Annotated in this window: 12 protein-coding genes and 1 other RNA gene; 5 read left to right on the forward strand and 8 right to left on the reverse strand. The window is 51.3% G+C overall.

Annotated elements, in window-relative coordinates:
• Window positions 1–105 precede the first annotated feature (105 nt).
• An RNA gene (gene rnpB / locus E6072_RS04440) (RNase P RNA component class A) lies at window positions 106–455 on the forward strand.
• 52 nt (window positions 456–507) lie between these two features.
• On the opposite strand, the gene E6072_RS04445 is transcribed toward rnpB, so the two are convergent.
• The 3 genes from E6072_RS04445 to E6072_RS04455 all read right to left on the reverse strand — a co-directional run bounded on the left by E6072_RS04445 (window position 508) and on the right by E6072_RS04455 (window position 6,667).
• Window positions 508–2,325 (reverse strand): AMP-dependent synthetase/ligase, encoded by a 1,818-nt coding sequence (locus E6072_RS04445; protein WP_316694035.1) that lies wholly within the window; start codon window positions 2,323–2,325, stop codon window positions 508–510.
• 113 nt (window positions 2,326–2,438) lie between these two features.
• Window positions 2,439–5,273: an excinuclease ABC subunit UvrA gene (gene uvrA, locus E6072_RS04450; protein WP_316694037.1), complete on the reverse strand. Its 2,835-nt coding sequence runs from the start codon at window positions 5,271–5,273 to the stop codon at window positions 2,439–2,441.
• A gap of 47 nt (window positions 5,274–5,320) precedes the next feature.
• Window positions 5,321–6,667: a DUF5692 family protein gene (locus tag E6072_RS04455; RefSeq protein ID WP_316694038.1), complete on the reverse strand. Its 1,347-nt coding sequence runs from the start codon at window positions 6,665–6,667 to the stop codon at window positions 5,321–5,323.
• Window positions 6,668–6,905: 238 nt separating this feature from the next.
• Here E6072_RS04455 and E6072_RS04460 point away from each other — a divergent pair, with 238 nt between their 5' ends.
• From E6072_RS04460 to E6072_RS04475, 4 genes are all read left to right on the forward strand, one after another.
• Window positions 6,906–7,931: a hypothetical protein gene (locus tag E6072_RS04460; RefSeq protein ID WP_316694040.1), complete on the forward strand. Its 1,026-nt coding sequence runs from the start codon at window positions 6,906–6,908 to the stop codon at window positions 7,929–7,931.
• 3 nt (window positions 7,932–7,934) lie between these two features.
• Entirely contained in the window at window positions 7,935–8,894 is a 960-nt protein-coding gene (locus tag E6072_RS04465; RefSeq protein WP_316694042.1) for a DUF5692 family protein, read from the forward strand.
• A gap of 251 nt (window positions 8,895–9,145) precedes the next feature.
• On the forward strand, window positions 9,146–11,833 hold the full coding sequence (gene valS / locus E6072_RS04470; protein ID WP_316694043.1) for a valine--tRNA ligase: 2,688 nt from the start codon (window positions 9,146–9,148) through the stop codon (window positions 11,831–11,833).
• A 19-nt stretch (window positions 11,834–11,852) separates the two neighbouring features.
• Complete coding sequence (locus E6072_RS04475) at window positions 11,853–13,766, forward strand: AMP-dependent synthetase/ligase (protein WP_316694044.1); 1,914 nt, start codon at window positions 11,853–11,855, stop codon at window positions 13,764–13,766.
• A 52-nt stretch (window positions 13,767–13,818) separates the two neighbouring features.
• Here E6072_RS04475 and E6072_RS04480 read toward each other — a convergent pair whose 3' ends face one another.
• From E6072_RS04480 to tig, 5 genes are all read right to left on the reverse strand, one after another.
• A complete protein-coding gene (locus E6072_RS04480) occupies window positions 13,819–14,139 on the reverse strand; it encodes a chorismate mutase (protein WP_316694046.1) in 321 nt (106 codons plus the stop codon).
• A gap of 144 nt (window positions 14,140–14,283) precedes the next feature.
• On the reverse strand, window positions 14,284–15,525 hold the full coding sequence (gene clpX, locus E6072_RS04485) for an ATP-dependent Clp protease ATP-binding subunit ClpX (RefSeq protein ID WP_316694049.1): 1,242 nt from the start codon (window positions 15,523–15,525) through the stop codon (window positions 14,284–14,286).
• A gap of 86 nt (window positions 15,526–15,611) precedes the next feature.
• Window positions 15,612–16,277 carry an ATP-dependent Clp protease proteolytic subunit gene (locus E6072_RS04490; RefSeq protein ID WP_399335259.1) on the reverse strand — a complete coding sequence of 222 codons (666 nt, stop codon included), beginning with the start codon at window positions 16,275–16,277 and terminating at the stop codon, window positions 15,612–15,614.
• 5 nt (window positions 16,278–16,282) lie between these two features.
• Window positions 16,283–16,900 carry an ATP-dependent Clp protease proteolytic subunit gene (locus E6072_RS04495; protein WP_307737342.1) on the reverse strand — a complete coding sequence of 206 codons (618 nt, stop codon included), beginning with the start codon at window positions 16,898–16,900 and terminating at the stop codon, window positions 16,283–16,285.
• A gap of 254 nt (window positions 16,901–17,154) precedes the next feature.
• A complete protein-coding gene (gene tig, locus E6072_RS04500; RefSeq protein WP_316694051.1) occupies window positions 17,155–18,504 on the reverse strand; it encodes a trigger factor in 1,350 nt (449 codons plus the stop codon).
• Window positions 18,505–18,634 lie beyond the last annotated feature (130 nt).

Consider the following 18,634-nt stretch of genomic DNA (forward strand, 5'->3'; position numbering starts at 1 on the left):
GTCTAGCAACCCGGGAATAATCAGTTCCTCCATTTAGCTTGGAGCAGCCATCCGCTGGCACTTTGCTTTCGATTAGCGGGCGGATTTGGGTATTATTGACCCGGATCAGTCGGCCGGGCGGCCGCGGCTAGCGATAGTCGAGGAAAGTCCGGGCTCCACAGGACAGGATGATGGCTAACAGCCACCCGGGGTGACCCGCGGGCTAGTGCCGCAGAAAACAAACCGCCACGCTTAGCGTTGGTAAGGGTGAAAAGGCGGTGTAAGAGACCACCAGTGGTCAAGGTGACTTGGCCAGCTAGGTAAACCCCATCCGGAGCAAGACCAAGCAGCAAGTTGAGTGGTCCGCTTTTAACTTGCGGGTAGGTTGCTTCAGGCGTTCGGTAACGTACGTCGTAGATAGATGGTCGCCGCTGGCTTTGCCAGTACAGAACCCGGCTTATAGGCCGGCTGATCTGCTTAAGCGGTTATGGACTGCCTAGCTTCGCCACATGCGAAAGAGAACCGGCGTTATTTCTTATCCGTCTTGGCGTAGAGATCCTCGATTTGTTCCCGATAGATAGAGCGAATTCGATTACGCTTGATTTTTAGCGACGGAGTCAGCATTCCGTTCTCGGTAGTCCAATCGGTAGTAATTATTTTGATCTTCCGGATAGATTCTGCCCGTGACACTGCCCGATTGGTACGTTGGACTGCCCGCTGTAGGGCTTCCAGTACCCGGGGATCCCGAGCCGCGCGGGTAACATCCATCTGCACCATACCGTGATTCTTTAGCCAGGTAGGTAGCATTTCTTTATCTAGAGTGACTAGGGCGGCTACGAAGGGCTTATTATCTCCTACCACCATCACCTGCGAGATTAGAGGATGACCCTTCAGGCGTTCTTCTAGAACTTCGGGGGCTACATTCTTCCCCCCGGCAGTCACAATAATTTCTTTGGCTCTTCCAGTTATTTTAACGTTTCCATCCGTATCAATCTGCGCAATATCTCCGGTTTTTAGCCATCCGTCCTCGGTAAACGCTTCCTTGGTGAGTTCTGGTTCCCCGTGATAACCTCGCATAATCGAGCCGCCCCGTGCCTGCAGCTCGCCGCCCTCGCCCAAACGCACTTCGTTGCACAGTAGCGCGTGTCCCACGTATCCAGTTTTGTTACCGATTCGGTCAGACATAGTCAACGGTCCGGTGGTTTCGGTAGCGCCATAGCCTTGCAAGACTTCGATTCCGCATCCGATAAAGAACCGGCCGAGCCGCTCGGCCATGGGTGCTCCCCCAGAGACAATCCCCTGTAAGTTCCCGCCCATAAGCTTACGAATCTTATTTAAAACTAGCCGCCGCGCAAGGCGAATCTTAACTTTTTGTCCGAAAGAAACCTCTTCCCCCGACTCTTGCAGGCGCGCCCACTGTTCGGCAGTGCGTGCTGCCATCCGGAAAATCCGCAGCTTTATCCCGGAACCAGCGGTGGCATCGGCAGCGTTATAGATTTTCTCCAGCACCCTGGGTACCACTAGCAGCGCATTCGGTTTAAACGTCTGCATATCTTGCACGATAGTCTTCGGATTTGGCAAGAACGCAGCGGTACCATGGCCTACCAGCTGCTGATACCCCAGGAAACGCGCGAGTACGTGGGTTACCGGTAAGAAGTAAATCACCCGGGCGCCGGGATCAAAAATCCATTCATTCCAACTTTTTCGCTCGATTACGGCATTTAGGGGGCGCAAAAAGTTGGCGTGAGTGATTTCCACTCCCTTGGGACGCCCGGTAGTCCCGGAAGTAAAAACGATAGTGCATAGGTCATCAAGTCTTATTTGTTCTAAACGTTCATCTAGCTTAGCTGGGGAGATTGTGCGCCCATGCTCTAACAGACGGGTAAATCCCGAATCATCTAGAGAGAAAACCACCGAGATTTGCCCAGTTAGTTCGGGTTCTTTATCCAACTGACGGATCATATTGGCTTGTACCGTAGAATCAGTAATAACCGCCTTTACCTGGGCTTTTTGGGTGATCCACTTTACTTGCTCATAAGAGTCGGTTTCATAAATTGGTACCGTTACCAGTCCCGCGGCTTGCGCGCCCAGATCCATAACCATCCACTCATAAGAGGTGGATCCCAAAATAGAGACCGCATCTCCCGGTTTGAGCCCCAAACCGATCCAACCTAACCCAGCTGCTCGGATAGCGTCTCCTAACGAAGACGCGGAGATTTTTTCCCAAGCTGCTCCCAGTGCAGAAGGACGTTCGACCGCTATTTGCCGAGGGCGTCTGCGAGCCCGATCAAGGACTGCGGCGGACACCGAAGTGAATTGCATTAGATCGATAAGGGGAGCTCCCATTGGCGAATCTCCAATTCAAAATAGGTTTCTCTTTTCCGTAGATTAGCACAGCAGAAAAGACAACAACGTGAAGTAAGAGCGCCAGTGTTACTTGTGGCTCACTCAAGTTAAGGTCACTTCAACATCTCACGCAGGTACTGCCCGGTGTAGGAAGTATTCACTTTGGCTACTTGTTCCGGGGTACCTTGGGCGACCAAAGTTCCCCCGCCGTCTCCGCCCTCCGGACCTAAATCGATTACCCAATCGGCACACTTAATTACGTCAAGATTATGCTCGATTACGATGACCGAGTTCCCCTTATCTACCAACGACTGCAGAACCAGCATTAATTTGCGAATATCTTCCAGGTGTAGCCCGGTGGTGGGTTCGTCAAGGACATAAATAGTGCGTCCATTGGAGCGGCGCTGCAGTTCACTGGCTAGTTTTACCCGCTGGGCTTCCCCACCGGAAAGGGTGGTGGCGCTTTGCCCGAGGCGTAGATACCCTAATCCCACCTCTACCAGGGTGTTCAGGTGACGAGAAATCTTGTTTATCGGCGCAAAAAACTCTGCCGCTTCGCTTATTGGCATATCGAGCACTTCGGCTACGGATTTGCCCCGGTATTTTATTTCTAATGTTTCCTGGTTATAGCGGGCGCCCTCGCATACCTCGCAAGGTACATACACATCCGGCAGGAAGTTCATTTCAATCTTAAGCGTGCCATCTCCTTTACAAGCCTCACAGCGTCCTCCTTTTACGTTGAAAGAAAAACGCCCCGGCCCGTATCCGCGTAGCTGTGCCTCGGGGGTTTGGGCAAAGAGGGAGCGCACCGCATCCCAGACCCCGGTATAGGTGGCGGGGTTAGAGCGGGGATTGCGTCCAATCGGACTTTGGTCTACGTGTACCACCTTGTCCAAATGTTCCAGGCCTTCAATTCCTTTATGGCGACCGGGAACTACTTTTTTGCGCTGCAACTTTGCCGCTAAGGCTTCATACATTATCTGGTTAATCAAAGTAGATTTTCCAGAGCCTGATACCCCGGTAACCAGCACTAACTTACCTAGAGGAATCGAAACGTCTAGATTCTTAAGGTTATTCTCCCCCGCCCCCATAATTTTTATTTGTCGTTCTTTTTCAATCTTGCGCCGTTTTTTGGGGACTGCAATCTGCTTTTTACCGGTTAAATACTGTCCGGTCAAAGAGCGCTTACAGTCAGCAATCCCCGTTATCGGCCCCGAGTAGAGGACTTCTCCCCCGTGTTCTCCGGCTTCCGGCCCGATATCGACTATCCAGTCGCTAGCGCGGATAGTGTCCTCGTCATGTTCTACTACCAACAAAGTGTTTCCGAGGTCGCGGAGCTTCTTTAGGGTTTCGATTAGTTTGTGGTTATCACGCTGGTGTAACCCAATAGAGGGCTCATCAAGCACATAAAGTACCCCTACCAGACCGGAACCAATCTGAGTGGCGAGACGAATCCGCTGGGCTTCGCCCCCTGAGAGCGTAGCTGCTCCCCGCGCCAAGGTTAAATAGCCTAGACCCACATCTTGTAAGAACTGCAGGCGTACCTGTACTTCTTTCAATATCGGCTCGGCTATTTTCTTGGCCGGTCCTGTCAGTTCTACTTCCGACAAGTATTTGCCGCTGGCAGAAATCGACAGTTTGGTTAACTCCGCGATATTTAGTTCCCCAATTTTTACTGCCAGAACTTCCGGCTTGAGACGATCCCCGTGGCAGGTAGAGCAGGGAACTTGGCGCATATATCCTTCGTACCGCGCGCGCATTATCTCGGATTCAGTTTCCTCCCGTTTGCGCATAATCCAAGGGATCGCACCCTCGAATCCGGAAGAATAGGTGCGCATTCGTCCCCAACGATTTCGGAACTTTACTTTTACCTGGTAATCGCGTCCCCGTAAAAGAGCTGTCTGCTGGGAGGCCGATAGCTTGCGGAAAGGAGTATCCAGATCGAAGCCTAGTTCCTCCCCTAGCCCCGCGACCATATGCATTAAGTATTTATTTTTAGTTGACCAGGGAGCAATAGCGCCCTCAGAAATTGAAAGCTCCGGGTTGGGAACCACCAGTTCCGGATCTACTTCCAGATGAGACCCTAAGCCCGAACAATCCGGGCAAGCCCCATAGGGGGCATTAAAAGAAAAAGTTCGCGGCTCTATTTCCTCCAGCTGTAAGGGGTGATCGTTGGGGCAGGCGCGGTTTTCAGAAAAACGCCGGGAACGCTCGGGATCAGATGCCTCTCGATCCACAAAATCCACAACTACCAGTCCGTCTGCCAGTTTCAGAGCAGTTTCTATCGAATCCGAAAGCCGGGTGCGCACGCCTTCCTTCATCACCAGGCGATCTACCCGCACAAAAATATCATGCTTAATTTTGCGCTCCAGCTTCGGAGGCTGGGTCAGGCGCACGGTTTCCCCGTCCACCACTGCCGCCGAGAACCCCTGGGTAACTAGCTCGGCGAAAAGCTCGGTGTATTCACCTTTGCGTCCGCGCACCACCGGAGCCAAAATCTGGAAACGGGTTTTTTCCGGCAGAGTTAGCAGGCGATCCACTATTTGCTGCGCGGTTTGCGCCTGGATTTTTTCACCACACACCGGGCAGTAAGCCTGCCCGGCGCGGGCATAAAGTAAACGTAGGTAGTCGTAGACCTCGGTAATAGTACCGACGGTAGAACGCGGATTCCGGGAGGTAGATTTTTGATCGATAGAAACCGCCGGGGATAGCCCCGCAATAAAATCCACATCTGGCTTATCCAGGCGCCCTAAAAACTGGCGAGCATAGGAGGAGAGGGACTCTACGTACCGGCGCTGCCCTTCAGCGAATATGGTATCGAAGGCCAGTGAGGACTTGCCCGAGCCAGAAAGTCCGGTAAACACGACCATCTTGTCACGCGGAATCTCAATCCCCACGTTGCGCAGATTGTGTTCCCGTGCCCCTTTAACTACCAGTTTTTCATCCACATTCCTATCCTACGAACAAACGTTCTATTTTGCATTTTTGCAGTGAGTTAGGCGTCCTTTTCTTTGGTGACATCCCAGCTGGGATCAGACTCGATCCCTTTTTCGACTAGCTTGGGGTCGGCCGAAAGCGGAGTGCGTGGTTTTGGATAACGTTTATCCTGTTTCCACCAAGGCATCCACCCGACGTATCCGTCTACTGGCGGCTGCTTCGATATTGGTTCAAAACCAAGCTCGGAGGGAGTTTCGGGGATGAAATCAGTCAAGAAATACTTATCCTTATCATCTGCGTAGAGTTTCACCACTTTCCTAAAGGCTCCCAACTCGAAGAACAGGCAGTTTGTCCAGGGGTTGCGATGGTGCTTCTTCATCTTGTAGAGCCAATAGACAAACAGCGCCACATTAGACAGCAACGCCAACCAGGCACACACGATATTCGCCGTCGGGTTCATAGTGGCATAGTTGGTCATTATGGAGGGGCGCACCAAGAGTTCCGGGAAGATATTATTAGCCGCAATCCAGAACATCAAAGTGAAACAACGGAACCAAATCCATTGCCCTTTCGCCCAGGTGAAAGCGGGAACCGTACAGGCTAGCAGTAAAGCTAAGGTGCAGTACCAGGTGTAGTCCGCGAGTGAGTTGTATAAGAAGGAGTGATTCCACAAGTCGTAGGCAATAATCCACGGCCAGGCCATATCTGCCCAGATGAGTCCCTGTACTTTTCCTTTCTTTGCCGAGGAAATAAAGATTTTTCCCAGTCCGGTAATGGTAATAATGTTTAGCACTCCGGCCGCTGCCGAGAGCAGATTCCAATAGCCGCCAATGGTGCGGAATCCGGTGGCGGGGTCAATTCCCACTCCGCTGGCCTTAAAGGCATCGGCAGCGGCTTGATACCAGGCTACAGATCCACTAGCAGCGGTGATATTGCGGGTTTCTGGTAAGCCCTCAATCATTGAGATTGAGCGGGAGGAATCAATGTCCATTAGGCATTGGAAGTTGGTGGCGCAGGCGCGGTAGGTGTCGGCTTCAAAATAGATGGTGAGGTCGCGAATATTGGCTTCCATGATGTTTACTGCCAATCCGATCCACAGGGCTACCCCAAACCAAATCGCGTACCGGCGAGCTTTTAGGGGGTTGCGTTTTCCCCAATGCAGCAAGAATGCAGTCATAGTCGCAGTGGCGAGCATGATAATGAATTTTCCAAAGGGGAACCAACCCACCATGGGAACCCCATGGATAATCACATAGGGAATAGCTAATACTCCCCCGATTGTCCAGAGGGCGAAAGCAGTCCAGGTCCAGCGGCGGTGCATTTCTGCCACCAGCATTTGGAGGACAAAAATCAATATCCAAAAAAGATAGACCCAAACCGGGCCTACTTCCCATAAAAATCCCATTAGAATTCCTTCTTATTAACCAGGCTACGCTGCCCGATTACTTTGACCTTACTTATTAACTTTTAAAATGACACTACCTGCGGATGCGTCATTATAAAATGCCTGTTCAAAAGACCTTACAATCCGGCGGACAGTGATAGGTTAAATGTTAACGCAGGGTTAACAACGATGTTACCTGTTTAAAAAAATACAACCTATACAACTACGGAGAATCCATATGTCTAGTAAATCTGGCCGAATGAAAAAGGTTTTGCGCCTAGGCGCTTTAGGGGGCAGCCTCGCCCTCGGCGGAATGCTCGGCTTCAGTCAGTTTTCGGGCAAAGCTACCAAAGAAGAAAATGAGTGGCACTATCCCTCCGATGACTTGATTGACCGCTGCTATTCAAATGGTCGATCCTCCACTTACGCGATTAATATTGATGCTCCCGCCTACGCGGTGTACCGGCACCTAAAACAGCTAGGCTGCGACAAGGCGGGCTCTTATTCCTCAGAGTTCCTAGAACGTACCTTTGCCCGGCTACCTTTCTTTAATTCCTACGAAATTCAAGAACAGTGGCAAGGTGAGGACGCTTTAAAGCCGGGTGATATCGCGGCGTTTGATTTCACTGGTATGTCCATGGAATGGGCGGACGTCGTTCCTGGTAAGTATCTTTCCCAATGGGTTGATACTAAACATCCACCGCGGGCACCGGGCTCTTTCGCTTTCCGCTATCCCGGTATGAAACACTATGCGGCTGCCTGGTGTTTCTATCTGATTCCGCTCAAAGATAATCGCTGCCGGTTAATCAACCACTGGCGGATCGGATTTGAACCCGACACCAAATTTGCGGCTGCGATTAACTGGATCAATATTGAACTAATCGGGGGCTGTATGGCGCACCTACAGAACCTCTATGTAAAGCGGGTTTCCGAGTTCCGCAAAAAGCCGCAGTGGCAAGGACGGATTAAGCGCGCAGTCCTGGGAGGCAAGCTCTTCGGCTACGACACTCCGGCCGGACGCTGGGATGGCACCGAACTTTACGAAGGTACCCACAACCAATGGCTGCGTTATGGTCGTCAAGACCCGGCAGTAAGTGAGGTGCGTCCTCCAGTAACCGATAATCCCGCTTGGCCTCCAACCTCTGCTAACTCCCCCTGGGCAGAAGTAGTCGACAGTGACTATTTCACTGATTGGGAAGAACCAGAGTTCTCTTGGGAGGAACAGATTCGCCAAAAGAAAGAGAAAACTTATCTTCCTAACTGGGGTAAAAGGACGGCGAAATAACTGATGAAACCGGATTATCCTACTCTGTTCTTTTTTGAACTTGGACAATGGTATGACTACTTGATGCTAGTGGTGGTGATCGCTGCCTTGGCGGTGATGGCCTGGTTGGCTATTCGCTATAAATGGGTTGCTATCGCCGTATTTATCGTGATCCCAGTGGCGCTGACAATTTTTTGGTGGCCCTACTCGCGCGCCGGTACTAACTCGGACGGTTGGTTTCCGATAGTAAAACAGTACTCAGCGCTAATCGGCTCCCTATCACTGGTAGCATTGCAATATTTTCCGAAGCTGCGTACTAAACGCTGGTATTTATGTATTCCCCCGCTGATTTTGGCAGTAAATATTATCGAGGCCGTAATCCGCGACTTCCAGTGCTATTCGATTCACGGGGTGGACCCCTCGCAAGGAATGGTTACCTGGGGTGGGCCTTGGAACATTATGAACGGAATCGCGGGAATCCTAAATTTCCTAATGATTTCGGGCTGGATGGGAATCTACGTATCCAAAGGTAAAAATAAACAAATCATCTGGGGAGATCTGACCGTCGGTTGGATTATAGCCTACGATCTGTGGAATGTTGCCTATGTGTATAACTGTTTAGCTGACCGCGCCTGGTATTCGGGGGTGGCTTTGCTAGCTTCTTGTACGATTCCCGCATTCTTAGCATTTGGGAAAGGGGCTTGGATTCAATACCGGGCATACACCTTGACTTTCTGGTCAGCGATAGTGTTAACCTTCCCGCATTTTATGCAGGATTCCATGTTTGCGCACCGCAGCGCGCACAACCCCAGTGCAATGCTATTGCTCTCGGCAGCCGCGCTAGTAGCCAATGTGGCGGTGTTCGGCTATCACATTTATAAAGTGCGCTCGACTAGACGCAATCCCCTTACTCAGGAAGTTTATTGGGACACCCCCTATAACCAGCAGATTGCTCGCGAGAACGGAGGAAAACTAAAAAAATAATTAGCACCTGGCGACGTGCAAACTAGCAGTAGAGCCTGCCCCTGATTTCCTTAGCTTTATTAAGGTTTCTAGGGGCAGGCTCTTAGCTTTACCAGGTATTACCGATATTTTCCGCCAAAGAGGACGCTCGCAATATTTTGGGGTTGGCCTGCGAAACCGAGTAGTTTAGTAGGGTATGTAAGCACCAGTTTCTGTACCCGGAGAGGTGGCAGAGCCGGTAGACAGGGAAAAGATGAAACAGGAGATGGCCGATGAATAATCCCCACGATCACCGGGATTTAGCAGATCTACACTTACCCGCCCCTAATGTTCCCCAACGAGTAAGTGTAGACGGCCTCGAAGAACGCTGGGCCAATGCCTGGGAAGAGCAGCAGGTATACGCTTTTAACCGCGAAGCACAGCGTCAAGATGTGTTCTCTATCGACACTCCCCCGCCCACGGCATCGGGATCCCTGCACGTAGGACACGTATTCTCTTATACTCACACCGATTGTCTTGCCCGCTACCAGCGAATGCAGGGTAAAGCGGTATTTTATCCTATGGGCTGGGACGATAACGGTCTACCTACCGAGCGGCGCGCCCAAAACTATTACGGAGTCCGTTGCGATCCTTCGCTAGCTTATGACCCAAATTTTGAGCCGCCCCATCATGGCGATTCCAAATCGGTAAAAGCCCGAGATCAAGTACCAGTTTCCCGCAAGAACTTTATTGAACTGTGCGAACAGCTAACTAAAGAGGACGAAAAATCCTTTGAGGCGCTCTGGCGACGCCTTGGTCTCAGTGTGGATTGGAAGCATCAGTACCAAACTATTTCTAAAGATTCCCAAAAAGTCGCGCAGGCAGCCTTCTTGCGGAACCTTAAGCGTGGGGAAGCCTATCAAGCGGCTGCTCCCGGGCTGTGGGACGTAACTTTCCAAACCGCGGTAGCACAGGCCGAATTAGAGGCTCGTGACTACCCCGGTTTTTACCATGCGTTAGCTTTCCACTTGCCTGGCGGAGAAGACGTAATCATTGAAACCACTCGTCCGGAGCTACTGGCAGCTTGCTGCTGCCTGGTCGCCCACCCCGATGACCAGCGCTACCAGCATCTATTTGGTAAAACCGTTACCAGCCCGGGCTTTAACGTAGAAGTTCCGGTATTGGCGCACCCCGCAGCCGAAATGGATAAAGGTGCCGGCATTGCCATGTGCTGTACCTTCGGTGACGTCACCGATGTGGAATGGTGGCGGGACCTAGAACTACCTACCCGAGTGATTTTGGCTAAAGATGGCCGTATCACCCATGACCCAACCGATTGGATCACCGATCCGGCTGGCAGCAAGCTGATGGATGCTATCCGCGGGAAAACCACTTTCTCGGCGCGGCAAATCGTTGTGGAGGCTTTGAAAGAAAGCGGAGAGCTAAAGGGCGAACCGCAAAAAACTATGCGGCAAACTAATTTCTTTGAAAAGGGAGATAAGCCGCTGGAAATAGTAATGTCGCGCCAATGGTATATTCGCAATGGGGGCAGCGACTACACGCTAGCCGAGCATCAAGAGAATCTTAACGCTGAATTATTAAAACGGGGAGAGGAGCTGCGCTTCCACCCCGATTTTATGAAGGTACGCTACGCCAACTGGGTGCATGGTCTCCATAATGACTGGCTGGTTTCTCGCCAACGTTTCTTCGGAGTACCGATTCCGCTGTGGTATCGCGTGGATGAGAGCGGTGAAGTCGACTACGACCAGGTGCTAATGCCCTCCGAAGAATCCCTGCCGATTGATCCGACTAGTGATGTTCCGGTGGGATTTACCGAAGATCAGCGGGGTAAAGCCGGCGGATTTACCGGAGAAGTTGATATTTTAGACACCTGGGCGACCTCTTCCCTGACCCCCCAGATTGCGGGCGGTTGGCTGCGAGATGAGGATCTGTTCCAGCGGGTTTACCCCATGGATGTACGTCCGCAAGGTCAAGACATTATCCGTACCTGGCTGTTCTCGACAGTGGTGCGGGCACACTTGGAATTCGGTGCCCTCCCCTTTAAGAATGCCGCGATTTCCGGCTGGATCCTGGATCCCGATCGCAAAAAGATGTCGAAATCTAAAGGGAATGTTGTTACCCCGATGGGGTTGCTGGAAAAACATGGCTCGGATTCGGTGCGCTATTGGGCAGCTGCGGCGCGTCTAGGCACCGACACTGCTTTTGAAGAAGCGCAAATGAAGATCGGGCGGCGCTTGGCGATGAAGCTACTCAATGCTTCTAAATTTGCTTTAGCTATGACCGAGGACGCTGACCTTTGCCTGGATCCCACAAAGGTAACTACTGCCTTAGATAAAGCAGTCATTGCCCGGCTAAATGATGTTATCTGCGGGGCTACCAGTGCTTTTGATAAATATGATCATACTCGCGCCCTCGAGATAACCGAGTCTTTCTTCTGGGATTTTTGTGATAACTATCTAGAGTTGGTTAAAAACCGCGCCCATAACTTCTCTGGAAGCTGGGAGAGCGAAGCGCAAGATTCTGCGCGCACTGCCCTTGCGCTGGTGGTTGACAACGTAACCCGCCTGCTGGCACCATTCCTGCCCTATGCAGCCGAAGAAGTTTGGTCTTGGTATCGCTCCGGATCGGTTCACACTGCTCCCTGGCCGAAAGTTACCCCTGCTCTCGAGCAAGCGGCCGGACAGGCGCAGCTGCTGGAACTTGCCGGCGACACGCTGAGCGTTCTGCGTAAAGTAAAGTCCGAAGCAAAAGTGGGACAGCGTACCCCCTTCGAACAGGTAACTATTGTCTACGCCGATGATTGGTCAGCGGAGAACCTGCCGTCGGTACGTGCTGACCTAGATTCCGCTGCCTCTCTAACTGGAACGGTAAATATCCAGGTAGATAAAGAGGCTGCCACACCGGTTTCCACTCAGAATGCGGTGTTAGGCACCCCTCCACCCAAGAAACCTCGTAACTAACTTAGGATAAACTACAGTCATGATTAAACGGTTCAAGGAGAAACCAGTGGAAGCAGAGAAGGGATTTGCTTTTCCCCCCGGAACAATTGCGGTGGCCGGGGACACTCCCGGTAAATTAAAAGAGTTTTCCATGCCGGCTACCAAGATCCGCTCGGAACACGATAATGTTGTCTCCCTGTTTCGCCGTCGCGTTACCCAAAATCCTAATCAAACAGTTATTGAACAAAAAACTATGCTGGGGGAACAATGGCGCAAAGTCTCTGCCGGTGAGTTCTGGGACGAAATTAGTTCGGTTGCTCGTGGTCTGCTGGGGATTGGCCTAAAACCAGGAGACCGCTTAGCGCTACACGGTCCTACTTCCTATGAGTGGACCCTGATCGATATGGCCGCGCTAGCAATCGGGATTGTTACGGTTCCCATTTACGAAACTGACTCCGCCGCACAAATCGAATGGATTTTACAGGACTCAAAGATTCGCTATGCGATAGCCTCCAACCAGTCCTCTCAAGAATTAATACAAGCAGTTGCCACCCGTGCGGATCACAAATGCCGGATTTTCTCTCTGGCAGCAGGAGATTTGCTAACTATTATCGAGGCGGGACGACAAATCGCTCCGGCAGTCATCGACTCCTATAATTCTCAGATTACCGGCGATACTATTGCCACCATTATTTATACTTCCGGAACCACCGGGCGTCCTAAAGGGACGCTTATTACTCAACGTAACGCCACCGCTTTGCTGCCAAATCTCTTAGACTATTTGTCAGAGATCGGAATGCAGAAAACCACGCGCTGCCTACTTTTCTTGCCGGTTGCCCATGCGCTCGCGCGTCTGGTTTCCTGGGGCGCCCTACTAGGGCCTGGAGTTCTCGGATTAGTACCGGATACTAAGAATCTATTGGCGGATCTCGCCTCCTTTAAACCCTCCTATATATTGGCAGTCCCCCGCGTCCTCGAAAAGATCTATAATGCCGCCGATGCGTCCGCTGGACATGGGATAAAGTTACGTTTATTCCGGCTGGCCGCCAAATCCGCTATTGACTATTCCAAAGCCCTAGACACCCCGCAGGGTCCTTCCCGAGCGCTAAAAATTCGTCGACAAGTTTTTTACCAACTGGTTTTATCGCGCTTGACTAATCTTTTAGGTGGCAATGCTAAATATATTATTTCCGGGGGCGGTCCCCTATCAGTACGCTTAGGGCATTTCTTCCGCGGTATTGGGGTCACGGTTTGTGAAGGCTACGGTCTGACCGAGACGCTAGGACCGGCTACCGTGAATGTACCAGCTCGCGCCAAGATCGGCTCGGTAGGACAACCGGTTCCCGGGATCGCAGTTCGGATCTCTGACGAGGGCGAAGTACTGTTTAAGGGGGACGCTATGTCTCCTGGCTACCTCAATTTAGAAAAAGAAACCGCCGAGCTTTATACCGAAGACGGATGGCTGCATAGCGAAGATAAAGGCTGGATTGATGCTGACGGTTTCGTATATATCACCGGACGGATGAAAGAAATTATAGTTACCGCTGGCGGTAAAAATGTCTCTCCAGAAATCTTGGAAGATGGTCTGCGCGGACACCCGCTGATCTCGAATGTGGTCGCGGTGGGAGATCGGCGCCCCTTCATTGCCGCCCTAGTTACCTTGGATGCGGAAATGCTTCCGGGGTGGCTGCGCAATCACAACTTACCCCCGATGGATGTTTCAGATGCGGCACGTAACCCCGCAGTGCTAAAAGCATTAGAACGGGCGGTGGCACGGACTAACCAAAAGGTTTCGCGCGCTGAATCGATCCGCAAGATCCGGGTATTAACCACTGATTTTTCTTTAGAGAATGGCACGATGACGCCCTCGCTAAAGGTAAAACGTTCGGTAGTAATAAAGCGTTTTGAAGACGAGATTAACGCTATCTATGGCGGACCGCTAGAAGATGATTAGGGGTTAGCAACTAGCTTATCCCCTGCCATAGTTCGGCCTATTGTCGGTAGGGCTAGCCGCGCTGCTGCTCCGCAATATCGATATGGTGGCGAATAACTTCTTGCACGATAAAATTTAAGAATTTTTCGGCGAAAACCGGATCTAATCCCGCCTCTTCAGCTAAGGCTCTCAGTCTTGCTACCTGTCGTTGCTCCCGTCCTTTATCCTCGGGATTAAGACCCAGGCGAGCTTTAAGATACCCCACCTTTTGGGTACATTTAAAGCGCTCCGCCAAGATATGAATTAGCGCCGCATCGATATTGTCGATAGTGGCGCGCGCCTGCGCCAATTCGGGCGGAATCTGCGAGGTGGTGGCTTCCTGCTTGCTATCCATGCCCTAAGGATAAATGAGAGATAGCCAGTACTGCCAACACTGTCCAAGTAATCCCCACTGATACTGCTTTCTGCTAACAGTAATAGCCACCCGTTAGCCGCTGCGTTAGGTGCTCTAGCGTTTACCGGAAATCTCTAACGGCTATTAGGCGCTCTTAGAACGCGGAACCGCCTCTAGCAAAGTGGGTTTCGCCCCCTGGTTAACTACCTCTTCGGTGATAGTCACCGAGCGTACATCAGGTTGGGAGGGTACCTCGAACATCGTTTCCTTTAAAACGGCCTCCATAATAGAAGAAAGTGCCCGGGCACCGGTGCCACGTTCCCTGGCCATCTGAGCTATTGCGTGAATGGCTCCATCGGTGAAATGCAGGTCAATTCCGTCCAATTCAAATAGCGAGCAATACTGGGTAACCAGGGAATTCTCCGGTTCCACCAATACCCGCACCAAATCGGATTCGGTAAGTTCCTTTACCGAAGTTAATACTGGCAAGCGCCCAATGAATTCTGGGATTAGGCCGAAACGATGCAAATCATCCGCACTGACCTGCGCATAAAGATCCCCTTGCTCTGCGGAAGATTTTAAGGACGAACCAAAACCGGTGGAATGTTGCCCTAACCGCGACTTCACAATATCGTCTATGCCGGCAAAAGCACCAGCAGCGATAAATAGGATCGAATTGGTATCAATCTCCAGATAGTCCTGGTGGGGATGTTTGCGTCCGCCCTGCGGAGGTACCGAGGCCACCGTTCCCTCAATAATTTTTAAGAGCGCCTGCTGGACGCCTTCCCCTGACACGTCGCGGGTAATCGAGGCGTTCTCGGCTTTACGGGAAATTTTATCGATCTCGTCTATGTAAATAATCCCGCGTTCGGCACGTTTAATATCGCCATCGGCGGCATTAATTAACTTAAGCAGGATGTTTTCAACGTCCTCACCTACGTATCCGGCTTCAGTTAGCGCCGTGGCATCTACAATGGCAAATGGGACGTTAAGCAGTTTAGCTAAAGAACGCGCCAAATGAGTTTTGCCGCAACCAGTAGGGCCTAGCAGCAATATATTTGACTTGGTCAAAGACATGTCGATGTTCTGGCCACGCTCTTTTGCCTGCACCCGTTTGTAATGGTTATAGACTGCTACTGAAAGTGCCCGTTTAGCTTGGTCTTGCCCAATAACATAGTGATTTAGAAAGTCGTAGATTTCTTTAGGCTTGGGCAAAGGTTTGGCTTTGGAACGCGAATGCCTCGCGGTATCTTCGTCCATGATTTCGTTGCAAAGATCAACGCATTCGTTGCAAATATAGACTGCCGGCCCGGCAATTAGTTTGCGTACTTGCCGCTGCGTCTTACCACAAAACGAGCATTTTAAGAGCTCGGCCTCTTCTTCCACCTAGGTCCCTCCTAAATCAAATCCCTACCCCCTAGCCTAGGGTCATTTCTTACACTGGGCAGCGCCAACACGCTTCCTAAGGGATGCTAGTGCTTTATGGGGCTTTTACGAGACTCTAGAACCTGATCAATCAGTCCGTACTCCTTGGCAGCCTGGGCGGTCAAAATCTTATCGCGTTCGATATCTTTACGAACTTGCTCGGAAGTCTGTCCCGAGTGCTTGGCAATCGTGTCCTCTAGCCAAGTACGCATACGATCGATTTCTTCCGCAATAATTTCGATATCAGTCGCCTGTCCTTGCGAGCCCTGCATTGAAGGCTGGTGAATTACGATTCGGGCATTGGGCAAAGCCAAACGACTACCGGCAGAGCCACCAGCTAAAAGCACGGCCGCCGCAGAAGCCGCCTGTCCCAAGCAGACTGTCTGAATCTGCGGCTTAACGTACTGCATGGTGTCATAGATTGCCGTCATAGCGGTAAAGGAGCCACCGGGCGAGTTAATGTACATAGTGATGAGAGAATCGGGATCTTGGGATTCCAACACCAGCAGCTGCGCCATAATATCGTCAGCCGAAGAATCATCAACCTGCACCCCTAGGAAAATGATGCGCTCATCAAAAAGCTTTGTATAGGGATTTTGGCGTTTGAAGCCATAGGACGTACGTTCTTCAAACTCGGGAAGCACATAGCGATCAATAGGCATGTTAGCAGCTAAACGTGGTGCGCCCGCCGGATATAGAGGTGAAAAAGCCATAGTGATTACAGTTCCTTTCCATCAGCGCCGAGGTTGCGAGCCGACTCGATAACATGGTCGATAAAGCCATATTCCAGCGCCTCTTGTGCAGTAAACCAGTGATCCCTTTCGGAGTCTTCGCGAATCTGTTCGACAGATTTACCGGTGCGCTGAGCGTTGATCTCCGCAAGCTCTTGTTTCATCTGCAGGATCAAGTTAGCGTTAATGCGAATATCCGAGGCGGTGCCACCTACTCCCCCGGAAGGTTGGTGCATCAAAATCCGGGCGTGCGGAGTGGCATAGCGTTTGCCCGGGGTACCGGCGGTAAGTAGCAGCTGTCCCATTGAGGCTGCCATCCCCAGCGCCACAGTTACTACCTCTGGCTGGATATATTGCATGGTGTCATAAATCGCCATGCCGGCAGTGACCGAACCTCCTGGCGAATTGATATATAAGAAAATCGGCTTTTCCGGGTCTTGCGCCGCTAGTAGCATCATCTGCGCACATATCTGGTTGGCGTTATCCTCGGCTACTTCCGAGCCCAACCAAATAATCCGTTCTTTTAACAGCTTATTGAAAACATGGTCACCTAAAGCTAGGGAGCTAGGCTGATCTCCCTCATTTTTTACTGCCGCAGTTTGCACAGGTTTTTCCTTATCTGTGGGACTAAAATGATTCACTATCAAAAATATCGTCTTTGGGGGCGGTTTTCTTCTTACACATGCCGTTTACGCTTTTAGCGCAGGAAATTGTGGGGCTAGGTTCAATTTTAAGGACTTATGACCAGGGGCTATTACTAACCTGCAGATACCTAATGGTGATAAATACTACTGGGGGCAGAAAGCTCCCGCTTTCTGCCCCCACCAGATACAAAAGGTTAACTTGCTGCTAAGCGAAGCTAGTTTTCTTGAGCCTCACCCTCAGCTTCATCTTCGCCAGCTGCGGCGGCCTCGGCGGCAGCTTTCGCGGCCTGCTCTGCCCGCGCCTCAGCCGGATCCTTAGTGAACTCTGAAAGATCAATCTCGGTGCCGTCCTCGTCCTTGACGGTCACTTCCCGCAAACAAGCCACCAAAGCCCGGTTACGCCGCAAATCCTGCCCCATGGCAGCCACCTGGTTTTGATCCTGCAGCATCTGCATAGGATCAACTCCATACATTTGAGCAATCTCGAAAATTGACTGATACAGTTCGTTGGGATCGATCTCCACGTCGCGGTCATTCGCGATCCGATCTCCCAAGATCTGTTGTTTGGCTTGCTTCTTCACCGACTCGGTGATCTCCTCACGATCGGCGTCTTCATTACCCTCAGCCAAACGATCAACTTCTGAGTCAATAAAGGCTTGCGGCAGCGGGAAATCAGTATTTTCTACCAAGTAATCCTGCAGCTTCTCACGAGCCTCCAGAGCCTGCTGTTGGCGACGCATCTTCTCCACATTGCCCCGGAGGTCGCTGCGGAGCTCTCCAATCGTGTCGAACTCCGAAGCCATCTGGGCGAAATCGTCGTCAGCTTCCGGTAATTCGCGTTCCTTAACCTTATGGAGAGTTAAAGTCACGTCAGCTTCTTCGCCCTCGTGGTCTCCTCCCTTTAAGGTGGACTTGAACTCGGCGGTATCTGCGGCGTTCATCCCGGTTAGAGCCTCATCCATGCCTTCTAGCATGGAGGCGGAGCCAATCTGGTATGAAACTCCAGATACGGAGTCAATTTCTTCGTCCCCAATCTTGGCGACCATGTCAATAGAGGTAAAGTCACCATCTTGGGCAGGACGTTCAACGGTCTTTAGCGAGGCAAAGCGATCCCGCAGCTGATCGAGTTCCTTTTCTACGTTCTCATCGCTAACTTCCAGTTTGGCTACTTCTAAAGAAACCCCATCTAAGGAGGGCAATTCGAACTCGGGAACAATATCAACTTCCGCAGTGAATTTTAGATCCCCGCCGGGTTTACCTTCTACTGCCGGAGTTTCTACAATGTCTACTTCCGGCTGTCCCAGAGGAGTAAGTTCTGCTTCGCCGAGGGCGCGCCCATAAAAGTCACCTAACCGCTCGTTAATGGCCTGTTCTAGTACGTAGCCACGTCCAATCCGCTGGTCAATAATCTGATTCGGGACGTGTCCAGGGCGGAAGCCAGGAATAGAAACCTGCTTCCCTAGCTGCTTGTAGACCTTATCGATTTCCGGTTTGAGATCTTCGTAAGGTACCTGAACGGTTAGTTTCGCCCTGGTTTCTTCCAGCTTTTCCACGTCTGTTTTCACAAATACGCTCCCGTGGCTCGTATGCGGGGTTCTGCCTATAGGCGGCAAATCTCCCCGGTTCGGATAAATTGCAACGCTGATAATCTTAGGGCAATCCGCGATATTCAGGAAATGATCACCCCCAGGATGT

The organism is Varibaculum cambriense (assembly GCF_032557235.1).
GTDB classification, from domain to species: domain Bacteria; phylum Actinomycetota; class Actinomycetes; order Actinomycetales; family Actinomycetaceae; genus Varibaculum; species Varibaculum cambriense_C.